14 protein-coding genes are annotated in these 14,570 nt (G+C 37.8%); 10 read left to right on the top strand and 4 right to left on the bottom strand.

All coding sequences use genetic code 11. The annotated features are described in order from the left end of the window. Positions 1-362 precede the first annotated feature (362 nt). The 4 genes from FVA72_RS10995 (at position 363) to FVA72_RS10980 (ending at position 2,365) form a co-directional block, all read left to right on the top strand. Entirely contained in the window at positions 363-641 is a 279-nt protein-coding gene (locus FVA72_RS10995; RefSeq protein ID WP_110591738.1) for a hypothetical protein, read from the top strand. Positions 642-882: 241 nt separating this feature from the next. Further along, positions 883-1,632, top strand: coding sequence for a bifunctional NADP-dependent 3-hydroxy acid dehydrogenase/3-hydroxypropionate dehydrogenase YdfG (gene ydfG, locus FVA72_RS10990; RefSeq protein WP_110591739.1), 750 nt, complete (start codon positions 883-885; stop codon positions 1,630-1,632). Positions 1,633-1,714: 82 nt separating this feature from the next. Further along, entirely contained in the window at positions 1,715-2,086 is a 372-nt protein-coding gene (locus FVA72_RS10985; RefSeq protein ID WP_036957730.1) for a DUF1283 family protein, read from the top strand. 45 nt (positions 2,087-2,131) lie between these two features. Then, positions 2,132-2,365 (top strand): DUF1161 domain-containing protein, encoded by a 234-nt coding sequence (locus tag FVA72_RS10980; protein ID WP_036957728.1) that lies wholly within the window; start codon positions 2,132-2,134, stop codon positions 2,363-2,365. A gap of 71 nt (positions 2,366-2,436) precedes the next feature. Here FVA72_RS10980 and bioD read toward each other — a convergent pair whose 3' ends face one another. The 3 genes from bioD to FVA72_RS10965 form a co-directional block, all read right to left on the bottom strand. Next, positions 2,437-3,111 carry a dethiobiotin synthase gene (gene bioD, locus FVA72_RS10975; RefSeq protein ID WP_004254308.1) on the bottom strand — a complete coding sequence of 225 codons (675 nt, stop codon included), beginning with the start codon at positions 3,109-3,111 and terminating at the stop codon, positions 2,437-2,439. A 142-nt stretch (positions 3,112-3,253) separates the two neighbouring features. Then, on the bottom strand, positions 3,254-4,465 hold the full coding sequence (locus FVA72_RS10970) for an ROK family protein (RefSeq protein ID WP_110591740.1): 1,212 nt from the start codon (positions 4,463-4,465) through the stop codon (positions 3,254-3,256). Positions 4,466-4,556: 91 nt separating this feature from the next. Further along, the gene (locus tag FVA72_RS10965; protein WP_036957727.1) at positions 4,557-5,468 is read right to left on the bottom strand and encodes a LysR family transcriptional regulator; all 912 of its coding nucleotides are present in this window, start codon (positions 5,466-5,468) and stop codon (positions 4,557-4,559) included. Positions 5,469-5,593: 125 nt separating this feature from the next. On the opposite strand from FVA72_RS10965, the gene FVA72_RS10960 reads away from it, so the two are divergent. From FVA72_RS10960 to tus, 3 genes are all read left to right on the top strand, one after another. Beyond that, on the top strand, positions 5,594-6,865 hold the full coding sequence (locus FVA72_RS10960) for an MFS transporter (RefSeq protein WP_004254299.1): 1,272 nt from the start codon (positions 5,594-5,596) through the stop codon (positions 6,863-6,865). Between the two features lie 84 nt (positions 6,866-6,949). Beyond that, on the top strand, positions 6,950-7,528 hold the full coding sequence (locus FVA72_RS10955; protein ID WP_228677007.1) for a lytic polysaccharide monooxygenase: 579 nt from the start codon (positions 6,950-6,952) through the stop codon (positions 7,526-7,528). Between the two features lie 141 nt (positions 7,529-7,669). After that, on the top strand, positions 7,670-8,584 hold the full coding sequence (gene tus / locus FVA72_RS10950) for a DNA replication terminus site-binding protein (protein WP_110591741.1): 915 nt from the start codon (positions 7,670-7,672) through the stop codon (positions 8,582-8,584). A gap of 59 nt (positions 8,585-8,643) precedes the next feature. On the opposite strand, the gene fumC is transcribed toward tus, so the two are convergent. Continuing rightward, the gene (gene fumC / locus FVA72_RS10945) at positions 8,644-10,041 is read right to left on the bottom strand and encodes a class II fumarate hydratase (protein ID WP_036957725.1); all 1,398 of its coding nucleotides are present in this window, start codon (positions 10,039-10,041) and stop codon (positions 8,644-8,646) included. Between the two features lie 179 nt (positions 10,042-10,220). On the opposite strand from fumC, the gene manA reads away from it, so the two are divergent. The 3 genes from manA to add all read left to right on the top strand — a co-directional run bounded on the left by manA (position 10,221) and on the right by add (position 14,363). Continuing rightward, positions 10,221-11,396: a mannose-6-phosphate isomerase gene (manA, locus tag FVA72_RS10940; RefSeq protein WP_036957724.1), complete on the top strand. Its 1,176-nt coding sequence runs from the start codon at positions 10,221-10,223 to the stop codon at positions 11,394-11,396. A 106-nt stretch (positions 11,397-11,502) separates the two neighbouring features. After that, positions 11,503-13,149, top strand: coding sequence for a YdgA family protein (locus FVA72_RS10935; protein ID WP_243154696.1), 1,647 nt, complete (start codon positions 11,503-11,505; stop codon positions 13,147-13,149). Positions 13,150-13,361: 212 nt separating this feature from the next. Further along, positions 13,362-14,363: an adenosine deaminase gene (gene add, locus FVA72_RS10930; protein WP_004254279.1), complete on the top strand. Its 1,002-nt coding sequence runs from the start codon at positions 13,362-13,364 to the stop codon at positions 14,361-14,363. Positions 14,364-14,570: the final 207 nt, after the last annotated feature.

The raw sequence follows: 14,570 nt of genomic DNA, 5'->3' as shown, positions 1-14,570 counted from the left end.
ATTGCCTTAAAAAAATCAGCCATGCTACTTACCTGATACCATTAGTTATTTTAATTAATATATTAAAAACCAAGTATAAATCATCTGAAAATACCATATAAGGAGCCTGAAACCCAACCGTACGAAAACGTACGACAAGTACAAAAACATAATCTCTGACTATATTGCAGGTGGCTTTAGATGCATTCCAAACGAAATTAAGAAAGAATATCGTTCATGCATTGTAAAATTAGATGATATTCTTGGGAAAGATAGCCCCACAAGAAAGATAAATATTAATTAAGTTTATTGAAAGAACACCGCTTTTTTGGGGAAAACACAAAGCAAACACTCGAAGAATCAGCCCAAATATTCGTCAGCAGATGTCTAATATTTTACAAGAGCAACAAAAACACCAGCTGGAATTAGTTGAACTGCAAGAAAAAGCCACGTTATTGCAGACAAAAATTGAGGAAAATATGCCCTCTTCAATTGGCGAACAAAGCCAAATTGTCTTATCTATCGATGCGAAAAAGCCAGTTAGTGAAAAGAAGAAGACAATCAATTCAGGTATAGCAGACTTTGTTACAACGTCTAATAACGGTATCAATTTAAATTACCAAATCGCCCTACCTTACTCACTAAAAAGCACGAGTAAGTGAGGATAGCGATATAAAAGTGTCTGCAATAGAGGATAAAATGCGGTCACCAACAAAAGCACCGGTGAAATAACATGGGATATCACCTTAGAACCTAATGAAGAAAAGCAAATCTCATTCAGTTATACATTGAGCTACCCAAAAGACAAACAAATATTGGGGTTGTAACAATTTTTGTGGTTCCCAATAGATAGCGTTAAAATGAAATCACGCTAGCACGACAATAACAACTATGAGGTTTTCAATGATTATTTTAGTAACGGGTGCTTCTTCTGGTTTTGGTGAATCAATTGCCCGTCGATTTATCAAACATAATTACACTGTTATTGGTACAGGACGTAGAACAGAGCGTTTAGAAGCCCTCCATAAAGAGTTAGGTGATAAATTTTATCCGTTAACTTTAGATATCCAAGATAGAAAAGCCATCCATAATGCGATTGCAAATTTACCTGCACACCTCAAAAAAATCGATGTTTTAGTGAATAATGCAGGTTTAGCGTTAGGTTTAGAACCCGCATTTGACGCCAATCCTGATGATTGGGACGTTATGATTAATACAAATACTAAAGGTTTAGTGAATATGACTTATGAAGTGCTGCAAAACATGGTAGCCGAAAATCATGGCCATATTATTAATATTGGCTCTACGGCGGCGAGCTGGCCTTACAAAGGTGGCAATGTTTACGGTGCAACCAAAGCCTTTGTTAAACAGTTTTCACTTGGTTTGCGTGCTGATTTACAGGGGAAAAAAATCCGAGTGACTGATATTGAACCAGGCCTAGTCGGTGGAACAGAATTCTCAAATATTCGCTTTAAAGGAGATGATGATAAAGCGGCTAGTACTTATCAAGGCGCTGACGCTCTAACCCCTGAAGATATCGCGGAAACGGTATACTGGGTTGCCACATTACCTGCACATATGAATGTAAATACATTAGAATTGATGCCTGTTTGCCAAACTTTTGCAGGTTTAACAGTACATAAACAGATTTAATTTTTAGTACTATTCTATACAGACGCACTGACACTTTTTTAGCTATACTCAGGTTATCGGTCCTGTTTAGTAAGGAATTTACATGAGTTCACACAAAATGTTGAAAACTGGCTTAACTGCGATTTGTTTATGTCTCCCTTTACTTTGGGCTACATCGTCTTCTGCGGCACAATCCACGACATCATGCACTGCAGGCAGTACTTGCGTTTCTGTGGGCAAAGGCGATGACTCTCTTAATAAAGAGCAAGCGCGTCAAGAAAAGGAACAATGGGATGATACCCGTATGTTGCGCAAAAAGGTTAATACTCGTACCGAAAAAGAGTTTGATAAAGTAGATCAGGCTTTTGATGCAAAAGATAAATGCGAAAAAAGCCTCAATCTAAATGCTTACTGGGAACCGAGCACTAAACGTTGCCTTGATGTAAGTAATGGCCGTCCAATTAATAATCCATAACCTTATAATAGGTTGTCTTATGGAGCTGTTGATCAAGGAGAGAAGATGAAAAAGAAATTGTTGTTACCCTTATTTGCATTGGTGCTAGTGCCAGTTTTTGCCCAAGCTTCATGTGAAAGTGTGATTGAGGAAATCAAACAAAAGATTATCAATAATGGCGTTCCTGCTGATAACTTTAGTTTGGTTGCAGTGCCTAATGATGAAGTTGACTCGTCTAAAGGCCAAGTTGTCGGGCACTGCCAAAATGATTCTTATAAAATCATTTATACTCGTCACTAGGTTACAATTTAGATAGAATCAAGGGCGCTATTTGATGATGGCGCCCTTTTTCTTTATTGCTTATTAAGCAATTAGTTAGGAATAGCGATAAGTTCTTGCAGTTTATCTGTATTGAGGTAATGCCCTAACTCTTTTTCTTCAGGGCGCAATAAATATGGAATTTCTCCAATTAATGGAGCCTTAATATGATGTTGCAACCGGTCAATTATTTGGGCGTAGTGTGCCAACCCTGGGTTGATGCGGTTTGCCATCCAACCTATTAATGGTAACCCATCGGCTCGAATTGCATCAGCGGTTAATAATGCATGATTAACACAGCCATGTTGAATACCGACGACTAAGATAACACCGACCGGCTGATCTTTTAACCAGTCTGCATAAAAAGTATTATCATCAAGTAGATAGCGCCATCCCCCATTACCTTCGATTACAACCATATCGCATTGATGATGTAAATGGTCTAACCCATGCTTTATTTTATTAAAATCAATGCTATTTTCATGACTGTAATTATCTGTGATACGCACAGGATTAACTTCATCATAGGAAACAAGGTCTTGAGAAACACTGTGGATTAGCAATGCATCTTTATTTCTGATTCCTTCAGGGGTATCAATGCATTGATCCGCAATAGGTTTATAGCCCACGGCTTTAATTCCTTGGCTATTTAGTGCTTGCAGGATGGCAAGCGTCGATACTGTCTTCCCGACATCTGTATCTGTCCCGGTAACAAATAGATTGATCATGGTCTTTTTCTATCCTGAAGTGACAGACTTATACAGCAATAAGCTGCAAAAATGATATGGATTCAGTTTATTGGAATGGGTAAGTGAGAAGTTTGCGTTAGCTCAATTTTGTGTACGATAGTATAAATATTATCGAATTGTTTTAGCCTTGTAATAGTTGTAGTAGTAGAGAACCATCATATAACGCTCTCTGTATTAATGACGTTTCACTATCCTTAACGGTAAATATGGATTTTTCTATTACTAAATTAGATGAATATAGAGGGATCGTATGTTTGTTTATATGATTATGTAAACATTCTAAAAATAACTTAGAATCTTGATTCAATGGGGAGTTTACCAAAATTAGCTCGCTCCCCAATAAATTCACCATCAATCCTAATGGTTTTGCCAACCGTTGAGCAACCTGATTAATAAGATAAACACAAAGGCTATCGTTTGATATTGCTCCAGAGCAAATGTTATCAATTGAGATATTTTTCTGATGTAAATGCGAATCAGGGTAGTTTATTAGCAAACTTTCAGCTTGGTGTAATATTGCAGGAATAGAAGTTTGGGTTTCTAAGCAACCATCGCTACCACAATAGCAAAAGTTATGGTTACAGGGTTCACATTGGGTATGGCCGAATAAAATAGGCCGATGGGTATTTGTATCTAATGTTGTTCCATGGCTTAGCACCATGACATTAACAACATCTTGTAGCTGTAAGTAAATAATATTTTTTTCTTTTCTTTTCTCTTGATGAGAGAAATGATCCATTAACGCTAAAGCATCCACAGGAGGGTGTAAATAAACAGGTAAACCGGTTTGCTTGGTAAGAGATTCCGCTATGGCCAGTTGGTGGATTTTAAAAGATGGATGCTGATAAATAACACCTGTATGAGGATCTAATATACCATCAATAAGAATGCTAATTGCAGTGACTCTTTCTAATATTTTTTGATGGCTAGCAAAAAATTGACTGATTAATTCAGTAAGCGAATCCATGAATTCACTATTGCCTAACGGTGTGAATGGATATTCTGTTTGAGCCAAGGTAACTGCGTTAATTTCTTTCAAGGAAATAATCAGTTTCTGGCCTTCAATACGGATCGCTAGAAATTGCCACCCTTCACTTTCAATTACCAGCCCTACTGCTGGACGCCCACGTAAACCAAGCACTGGAAACTCTAACTCTTTGATTAAGTGAGCATCCATAAGTTCACGTGTAATTTTAGTGATACTGGCAGGCGCAAGCTGAGCCTGTTTTGACAAGGCAATACGCGAAATTGGACCATGTTGATCAATGATACGATATACAATACCCGTATTTAACTGTTTGATTTGGTCAATGTGACCAGTTTGATTCACCATGGTAATAATTCAATTCCTTTATAAAGCAATGAGTTATTATGCCTTAATCTGTGTATGAATGATTTCGTTTACATTGAAAATGTGAACTAGCTCACTCTTGGTTGCCAACAATGTTGGCCATCAAAAGATTTGTTAATTTTTTGGCTACGGCAGGTAACGTTCTACGAGTATTGTAGACTAACCAAACTTCAGATGAAGCATTAATATTAGTGAGTTTTAAGTATTTTACACCATCAATTTTCATTCGTGTGAAGGATTCTGTTATCACAGAAATTCCCATTCCCGCGGAAACTAATCCTAAAATGGTCATGGCTTCCCCCGCTTCTTGAGAAATGGTGGGTACCACTCCCGCAGATGTTAACAATTGATTTATTTCATCATATAGTGCGGTACCAACATCACGTTCAAAGAAAATGAATGGATAATCAGCAAGTTGTTGAATATCAACACCAACATCAATAAATTCTAATAATGGATGGCCTTCATAGACGGCAACCATAAATGGTTCTTTAAATAATAGTTGGTAATCCAATTGTTCTGGTAACACTGTATTTCTCATAATACCAATATCAATTCGCCCCGTAATTAATGGCGCTATCTGTTGTTTGGTATTCATCTGATGCATATGAATAGAGACTTCAGGGTAAGCTTCCCGATACTGCCGTAAACTCATGGTAACTTTGTGCATAAATGGCGTAGTTGACGTAAATCCAATAGATAACTCCCCAAGTTCGCCTTTTTCCATGCGAGCTGCTTTTGTCGCAGCCGCATCGACTTGAGCTAAAATTTGATATGCCTCTTTTAAGAACATTGCCCCCGCGGGCGTTAACGCAACGTTTCGATTATTCCTTTCTAACAATTTTGCATTAACTTTCTCTTCAAGCATCTGTATTTGCTGGCTTAAAGGGGGCTGTGAAATATGCAGACGTTCAGCTGCCTTGCCAAAATGAAGCTCTTCAGCGACAGCAATAAAGTATCGAAGATGTCTAAGTTCTATACTCATCTTTTGGTTAATACCCATTAATATGTTTAAAGTATTATTATTAATAATTAATATATTAGACAAAAAACTAGAAAGTTTCTATTCTTTGATCGAAATCAAACGTGTTGGTATGACAAGGAATAAACATGGAACACTCACAAAATAGCCTCACATCTGAGCGGCCTAATGAAGGAATAAGAACACCCTTGCAGGGAAATACCACACCCAAAAAACATTATATACAAAGAGATGATGCGCTGTATTTACGTGTAACCTTATCTTTTTTTACGGTGGGCTTTGCCACATTCGCTTTGCTATATTTTGTTCAGCCAATATTACCTATGCTGTCAGAGGATTTTAATATTTCCCCTGCAACTGCAAGCTTATCATTATCACTGAGTACTGGCTTGATGGCATTAGGTTTACTGATTACCGGGCCAATTTCAGATGCAATAGGTCGCAAAAATGTGATGGTTATTGCATTGGCTTGTGCTGCACTATTTACTCTGCTCAGTTCAGTCATGCAGAGTTGGCAAGGGATCTTAATTGCGAGGGCATTAGTTGGTTTATCGTTAAGTGGCGTTGCTGCTGTCGCTATGACTTATTTGAGTGAAGAGATCCATCCAAGTTATGTTGCGTTATCCATGGGGTTATATATTAGTGGTAATTCATTGGGTGGAATGAGCGGCCGTTTGGTGACGGGAGTGATTGCTGATTTTTATTCATGGCGTGTTGCCGTTGTGATTTTAGGTTCGTTAGCTTTGATCGCGGCTATTGGTTTTTGGCGCTTATTGCCCCCTTCTCAGCATTTTCGTGCGAGTTCTTTAAAACCTAAGAATCTATGGGTTAATTTGCATCTACACTTTAGAGACAAAGGCTTACCTTTTCTATTTATTGAAGGCTTTGTTTTGATGGGTGGTTTTGTCACAATGTATAACTACATTGGATATCGTTTACTTGAAGCGCCTTACTCTTTTTCTCAGTCTACTGTTGGCTTGTTATCCGTTATTTATTTAACAGGGACTTACAGTGCGACTAAAACGGGAAGTTTAATTCACAAGTATGGACTTGGACGAGTGCTCATAGCGTCTATTACTATGATGTTAGTTGGTATTTTAATCACACTATATTCAAATGTTTGGTTAGTGCTGCTAGGAATGACAATACTAACAACGGGCTTTTTTGCAGCGCACTCTGTAGCGAGTAGCTGGGTGGGACGCAGAGCTAAACGAGCACGTGGACAAGCGTCTTCTCTGTATTTATTTAGTTATTACGCTGGGTCAAGTATTGCAGGTACGGTTGGTGGCTTATTTTGGCAACACTTTGGCTGGAATGGCGTTGCGCTATTTATTGCTGGAATATTATTTATCGGCATAGTCATTGCTTACCGTTTGAAATCAATTTGTTATAACCAGTAGATTAGGAACTAATAAAGGTTAAACTACCATACCTTCTCGTGATTAGTAGATGATAAAAAAGTCTATTAATTACGAGGAAACCCAATGAAACCATTCTCTATAAAACCATTTTTAATTGCCCCATTACTCCTATGCTGTAGTTCTTTTGTTTGGTCCCATGGCTATGTCGAATCCCCTGAAAGTCGTTCATATTACTGCAAGCAAGGGGTAAATACCCACTGCGGAGCGGTGCAATATGAACCGCAATCTATTGAAGGCCAAAAAGGTTTTCCTCAATATGGCCCAGTTGATGGAAAAATTGCTAGCGCCGGTATTGCTGCTTTTTCTCCCTTAGACATACAAACTGCGAATCGATGGCAACGGGTTATCTTAAATTCACCTGATGTTAGGTTTAAATGGCGCATCACGGCAAAACATAAAACGACAAAATGGGAATATTTCATAACTAAGCCAGACTGGCAGCCAAACGCCTTGCTATCTCGTAATCAATTTACACTAACGCCATTTTGTAAATTTGAACGCGTAGAGTTTCCAGAAGAGACTGTTGAGCACAAGTGTGTATTGCCAAAAAATCAAAAAGGTTACCATGTCATTTTAGCCATTTGGACGATAGATGATACGCAAAATGCGTTTTATCAAGTTATTGATGCAGAAATAAATTAACGTCAAAGGAAAGCTTATATAAGAAAGGGGCAAGTGTTAAAATACCCCACTTGCCCTTTTTGACTCTGATTTTCTTATAGATAAACACGAGAGTTTGTGTTATTTATTGTTTATCACCTATTTGAATGTTGTAACTAAACCATGAAAAAACAAGATTTAATTAATACGTTCAATGAATTGGAATCACAAATAAACCAATTTAGCCTGTTGTTATTGGAACAATCAAAACAAGTTCCATTTACAGCTCATGTCTTCCAGTTACCTTCAGTAATTAAAGGTGAAGAGAATAATGAGATAGAACAAATCTCAGTACAAACATTAGTTGGTCATGATGCGATACGTGAAACAGTAAAATTAGTTAACTTATTGTTTTTACAAAACAAACCAGACGAGGTCAGCAACAAAGCCGCTATCCGTTTACCGGGGGTTATATGTGTACAAACTAATTTGCAAACTTATCGTAACTTTAATTCATTAATTTTAAAGATCAATGAGTTAAAAATGCATATAAAAGCCATTGTCACACAAGTTGACGAACCTCATCGATTCGAATTTATCCGTGATAGTTTACATGGCCTACTAACATTGAATACCTACCGAACCCTCTCTTCATTGATTGATGTCGATACGATTAATTTTGGCTGGGCGAATAAAAAAGTTATCAATAAAGTCACAAAAGAAGCAATGCTAGACCGCTTACAAGCAAGCTTAGAAAGTGGCCGCTGCCCTCTTCATTTACCAAAAGAGCACTGGCGCTTACAATTGGAAAATGAAATTCGCTTAATTGACTCCCTACCTTACAATGCGGTTTTAAAAACTCAACGGCCAGTCAAAGTTCAGCCAATCGCTCGTGTGTGGGATAAAGAACAACAGAAACAAACCCAGTTTGCTTGTGCAACGCCTTTATTTGTTTTTGCGCTTGAAAAAACGGTGGCAGAAATTAAAGTCGGTGAACTTCCCGATTACCATGCCAATAACATTGCAATCCGTAATCGGCCCAGAGCAAAAGCAGTTGAACTATTAATACCACGTTTAAATTTGTATATAGAACGCTAAAAAAACACCCATCTGTAAAACAGTATGGGTGTTATATAAAACCAGTTTAATAAGCTAGCTTAAGATTTCATGCTGCCAACCATATCTTCTGGACGAACCCAATCATTGAACTGTTCTTCTGTTAAATAGTTTAATTTCAATGCGGATTCTTTCAGCGTCAGTCCTTCTTTATGCGCTTTTTTAGCGATTTCTGCGGCTTTATCGTACCCAATATGAGTATTTAAAGCTGTCACTAACATTAGCGATTCATGAAGTAATTTTTCAATACGCTCACGATTTGGTTCAATTCCAATCGCACAATGCTCATTAAAGCTACGCATACCATCAGCTAATAAGCGAACAGACTGTAAGAAATTATCAATTAGCATTGGGCGGAATACATTCAGCTCAAAATTACCGGATGCCCCACCAATGTTAACAGCAACATCATTCCCCATAACTTGTGCACATAACATAGTCAGTGCTTCACACTGTGTCGGGTTTACTTTACCTGGCATGATTGAACTGCCTGGCTCATTTTCTGGGATAGATATTTCACCAATACCGCAGCGAGGACCAGATGCTAACCACCTAACATCATTGGCAATTTTCATTAAAGAGGCAGCTAAGCCCTTTAAAGCACCATGTGCATGTACAAGGCTATCGCAAGTTGCTAATGCTTCAAATTTATTAGGTGCAGTAACAAAAGGTTGGCCAGTTAATTCTGCGATTTTTTTCGCAACACGTACCGCATATTCAGGATGCGTATTTAAACCAGTCCCTACTGCTGTACCACCTAGCGCTAATTCACACACATGAGGAACAGAATTTTCAATGTGTTTTTCATTATGCGCTAACATTGCAGCCCAACCTGAAATTTCTTGGCCTAGCGTCAACGGGGTTGCATCTTGCAAGTGAGTACGACCGATTTTTACAATATCTTTAAATTCTTTCGCTTTTGCATCTAATGTTTGATGCAAAATTTTCAGTTCAGGGAGAAGATGTTCGCGGATTGCGACGACCGCAGCAACGTGCATTGCCGTTGGGAAAACATCATTTGAACTTTGACTTTTATTCACATCATCATTAGGGTGAATAAGACGATCATTACCACGTTGACCACCGAGAATTTCGCTACCACGGTTAGCTAAAACCTCGTTCATGTTCATGTTACTTTGCGTACCAGAACCGGTTTGCCAAATAGCTAGAGGAAATTCCGTTGGATGTTTACCAGCTAAAACTTCGTCAGCAGCAGCAATGATTGCATCGCCGCGCTCTTTAGCTAATAATCCAAGATCCATATTAACACTAGCAGCGGCTTTTTTAGTGATAGCGAGTGCGTGAATTAACGCAACAGGCATTTTTTCTACAGATATACGGAAATGTTCTAAAGAACGCTGCGTTTGCGCGCCCCACAATTGGTCAGCAGGTACTTCAATTGGTCCCATTGAGTCTTTTTCAATGCGAGTGGCTGCCATTACTATCTCCTTAGGTACATACACAGAATAATTGATTTTAGAATCATCTGCTTGCAGGTAAGCAAATAACCGAGCAGTATAATGCCACAAATTGAATTTCATTTATGAGACTTGGTCGAGCTTATTGTATTGTAGTGAAAAGGAAATCAGTTGATTTTTATGAAAAAGAGAATTTTGCTATGCTTAAAATGATAAACAAAGTCCAAAACTATGACTGGGGCAGTAAAACGGCCCTGACTAAGTTATATGGGATTTCAAACCCTGATAGCTTACCTATGGCTGAACTTTGGATGGGTGCTCATCCAAAAGCAAGCTCCGAAGTTCTCGATGCGGAAAAAAATCAAAGTATTCCACTTAACGCCTTAATTGAAAGTGATCCTGAAGCCTACTTAGGTCAGCATGTCGCACAAACTTATCATCGTTTACCTTATTTATTTAAAGTGTTATGTGCTGCTCAACCGTTGTCTGTTCAAGTACATCCAAACAAAACTTATGCTGAAGTTGGTTTTGCTAAAGAAAATTCGGCTGGCATCCCACTAGATTCCCCAATACGCAATTATAAAGATGACAACCATAAGCCTGAATTAATCTTTGCGTTAACACCTTTTAAGGCAATGAACGCGTTTCGCCCACTGAATGAAATCGCGCAATTACTGGATTTTGTTTCAGCTGCACATCCTGATATCCAATTATTTGTTCAAGACCCAACAAAAGAAAAGTTATCTCGTTTATTTGCACAAATTCTTAATTTAACAGGTGAACAAAAAGATTTAGCACTTGGCGTATTGAAAGCCGCTTTAAACAGCCGACAAGGCGAGCCATGGAACTCAATAAAGCAAATGGTTAGCCTATATCCTGAAGATAATGGGCTATTTACCCCTCTTCTTCTTAACATCGTTGAATTAGAACCTGGTGAAGCGATGTTTTTATATGCCAGAACGCCACATGCATATCTAGAAGGTGTTGGGTTAGAGGTGATGGCAAACTCAGATAATGTACTGCGTGCTGGGTTAACAAATAAGCACATAGATATCCCAGAGCTGATTGCTAACATTGACTTTAAGCCTACGTTTGCAAAGGATTTATTAAGTATTCCCGAAAAATCTGGAAATATCTGGAAATATAATATTCCAGTAGAAGATTTTGCATTTAATATATATTCTATAACCCACTCGGAAGTTGCGCTATCTAACAATAGTGCCTCAATTTTGTTCTGTATTGAAGGCCAGTTAGTTTTACATTCAAGTAATGATGAAATATGCATTAATTCAGGTGAATCTGTTTTCTTGCCTGCTTATGAGAAAAGCATAACCATTAATGGCAGTGGCAAACTAGCCCGGGTATTTAACAAATAGTGTCATATTCTGTATTTAACCGTCTTCATTGTATGAAGACGATTATATAAAACTTTTATAAATTTATAAGTACGGCAATAACGTGCTGAAAGGATGGATGTTTATAATGAAAAAGTCATTAGTCGCGGTTGGTGTTATTGTTGCTCTGGGGGCAGTGTGGACTGGAGCTTCATGGTATACAGGTTCTAAAGTAAAAGATGAACTTGATAGAGTAATTCTCAAAACCAACGATTTTTTTGCTGTAAATGTGCCTGAGTCAGGTTTGAATTTTAAAGTAGAAAATTATGAAAAAGGTGTTTTTTCATCTAAAGCAGATATCGTAATCACCTCTGCGGATTCAGTATCACCAGAAGACTCAATTGTATTCAAAACGAATATTGACCACGGTCCATTCCCATTATCACAAGTCGCTAAGTTTAATTTATTACCAAAATTAGCAGCGACGCAAATTGAATTAGCTAACAACGCGACGACAAAAGAATTATTCGAAGCGACTCAAGGTAAACCATTTATTCATGGTTCTGCTGTCATTGGCTATAGCAAAAGTATTGATACCAATTTAGAGCTGATCCCTGTCGAGTATAAGAAAGATGACGTTTCATTATCTTTCAGTGGTTCTAAGTTTGATGTATCAACAACTTCTGATCTTGCTGCCGTTGATGCAACTTTAGTCACTGATAATTTAGTTATTGGTAAAAAAGATAACTCTGAATCTATGACATTAAAAGGCTTAAAATTAGTCTCTAATGTAACAAAATCACAATATGGCTTCTACACTGGAACCCAGTCATTTGTTATTGCTGATACAGATTTCAACATTCCTGAAACTAAATTTTCTTTTAAAGATTTCAAAATTTCAAGCGACACCTCTATTACTGGCGAAGATGTGAAAGGGAATATTTCTTATAGCATCTCTGACTTAAAGGCATTAGAGCAAAACTTAGGTTCTGGCGAACTAACTGTTGCTATTGAAAAATTAGATGCTAAAGCATTAGGTAAATTCGTTGAACAATATAATGAAGCATTAGCTCAAGGCTTAGCTAATGGTGACCCAACTGAAGCAACAGAGCGTTTAGCGATGGAAATGATGTCTACAACATTGCCAGAGCTAATGAAAAGCAAGCCTGTATTCACTGTTAGCCCCTTCTACTGGAAAAATGAAGCTGGCCAAAGTTCAGTTGACCTAAACATCACATTTAATAAATGGAACCAAGATGAAATTACTGCGTTAGCAATGTCTAACAAAGTTGATGAAGCTATCAAGCAACTCATTACTTCTTTTGATTTCAATTTAAAACTGAACAAGCCAATGATCATCGAATCAATGACTCAAGCAATGATTTTAGATCAAGGTGTTCCAGTTAATGCTGATACTAAGAAAGAAATGAAAGGTATGGTTACTTCTGAATTTGAAGGTGTTCAGCAAATGCTGACTTCAGATATGTTCTCTTCTCCATTTGAAGAAATGTTTATGACAGATGAAGAACGTGCTGAAAAAGCTAAACAGAAAAAATCACCTTGGATGATTGATAGCGAAAATGATTTAACTATGACTATCAAATTTGCAGGTAATGACCTGACATTCAACAATGACAAATATACCTTAGCTGAGTTCCTCACTAAGATGAAAGTGATGTCTAACCCAGAAGATGCATTAGAATATGAAACTGTACCTGCTCCAGATGCAGAACCAGCACCAGAAATGGAAGTTGAGCCTGAATTAGCACCACAAGATGCAGCGCCAGCTAACTAATTAATCTAATCGATACAATTTAGTCACAAAAGCCAGTTAATATGAAGTGACCCCATATAGCTGGCTTTTTTATTTGACACCCCACTTAAATGTGAGATAAATCACATATAAAATGTAATTATTGATCATGTTTCACATTTTTCGTGATTTAAAATTGCTTTTAGCAAAATAAAAGCCAAAATGAGGATAGAAAATAGATAAAGGATCATTCCGTGATTAAAACACATTTACCTTTAACCGATTTACACCGCCACCTTGATGGCAATATCCGCCCAGAAACGATTCTTTCCTTAGCAGAACAGCATCACATTCAATTACCAGCGACAGAACTTGAAGCTTTGCGCCCTCACGTCCAAATTATAGGACAAGAAGCTGATTTAGTCGGTTTCTTAGCAAAACTCGATTGGGGAGTCGCTGTTTTAGCAGATTTAGAAGCATGCCGCCGTGTGGCATTTGAAAATGTCGAAGATGCTTTTAATGCTGGTATCGATTACGCAGAGCTACGCTTCTCTCCATACTATATGGCCATGAAACACCAGCTACCTGTAGAAGGTGTCGTTGAAGCTATTATTGATGGCGTGCGTGCTGGGTGCCAACAATTCGACATTAAAATTAATTTAATTGGAATTTTGAGCCGTACTTTTGGCCAACAAGCCTGTACAACTGAATTACAAGGACTATTAGCTCATCGTCATCACTTATGTGCTTTAGATTTAGCTGGAGATGAACTAGGTTTCCCTGGAGAGTTATTTGAGTCACACTTTATCAAAGCTAGAGATACAGGGTTAAATATCACTGTTCATGCAGGTGAAGCGGCTGGAGCGAACAGTATTTGGCATGCTATCAATGTATTAGGTGCACAACGAATTGGCCATGGTGTAAAGGCAATAGAAGACCCTGCTTTAATTGAATATTTAGTAAAACATCAAATTGGTATGGAAAGCTGTTTAACATCAAATATTCAAACAAGCACTGTGCCATCCCTTGCTCAACACCCATTAAAAACCTTTTTGCAACAAGGTGTATTGGCTTCAATTAATACAGATGACCCAGCAGTTCAAGGTATTGAGTTACGCTATGAGTATGAAGTTGCAGCCCCGCAAGCAGGTTTAACTTCAGCAGAAATAGAACAAGCGCAACGTAATGGCCTAAGTATGGCATTTTTATCTGAAAGTGAGAAAAAAGCGCTCTTACATAAAGCCGCTACCCGTTAATTTAAATGTTATCAGGGTATTTATTATAACCCTGATAACTCTCTCAAACATTTCACATCTCTTTACACACCAATAGACCGTCATCATTAACCAATCACTTCCCCCTCTAGTTAGCTTTTTTATACTTAACGTATAAACACTGTTGTTAATGTATCAATTATAAAGCTCTATTGTATGTTGTAACTAAATAAGTACCCTTATAAATAA

It is taken from the genome of Providencia sp. PROV061 (genome assembly GCF_011045655.1).
In the GTDB taxonomy this organism is placed as follows: Bacteria; Pseudomonadota; Gammaproteobacteria; order Enterobacterales; family Enterobacteriaceae; genus Providencia; species Providencia hangzhouensis.
Note: the sequence above shows the minus strand (reverse complement) of the source record. Positions and strands in the feature narration are given on the sequence as shown.

Bases quoted from the DNA above. Each gene is read 5' to 3' on its own strand.
- FVA72_RS10965 (WP_036957727.1), bottom strand. From the start codon at position 5,468: ATGAGTATAGAACTTAGACATCTTCGATACTTTATTGCTGTCGCTGAA.
- manA (WP_036957724.1), top strand. From the start codon at position 10,221: ATGCTTAAAATGATAAACAAAGTCCAAAACTATGACTGGGGCAGTAAA.
- bioD (WP_004254308.1), bottom strand. From the start codon at position 3,111: ATGATCAATCTATTTGTTACCGGGACAGATACAGATGTCGGGAAGACA.
- FVA72_RS10970 (WP_110591740.1), bottom strand. From the start codon at position 4,465: ATGGTGAATCAAACTGGTCACATTGACCAAATCAAACAGTTAAATACG.
- FVA72_RS10935 (WP_243154696.1), top strand. From the start codon at position 11,503: ATGAAAAAGTCATTAGTCGCGGTTGGTGTTATTGTTGCTCTGGGGGCA.
- FVA72_RS10995 (WP_110591738.1), top strand. From the start codon at position 363: ATGTCTAATATTTTACAAGAGCAACAAAAACACCAGCTGGAATTAGTT.
- tus (WP_110591741.1), top strand. From the start codon at position 7,670: ATGAAAAAACAAGATTTAATTAATACGTTCAATGAATTGGAATCACAA.
- FVA72_RS10985 (WP_036957730.1), top strand. From the start codon at position 1,715: ATGAGTTCACACAAAATGTTGAAAACTGGCTTAACTGCGATTTGTTTA.
- FVA72_RS10955 (WP_228677007.1), top strand. From the start codon at position 6,950: ATGAAACCATTCTCTATAAAACCATTTTTAATTGCCCCATTACTCCTA.
- FVA72_RS10980 (WP_036957728.1), top strand. From the start codon at position 2,132: ATGAAAAAGAAATTGTTGTTACCCTTATTTGCATTGGTGCTAGTGCCA.
- FVA72_RS10960 (WP_004254299.1), top strand. From the start codon at position 5,594: ATGGAACACTCACAAAATAGCCTCACATCTGAGCGGCCTAATGAAGGA.
- fumC (WP_036957725.1), bottom strand. From the start codon at position 10,041: ATGGCAGCCACTCGCATTGAAAAAGACTCAATGGGACCAATTGAAGTA.
- ydfG (WP_110591739.1), top strand. From the start codon at position 883: ATGATTATTTTAGTAACGGGTGCTTCTTCTGGTTTTGGTGAATCAATT.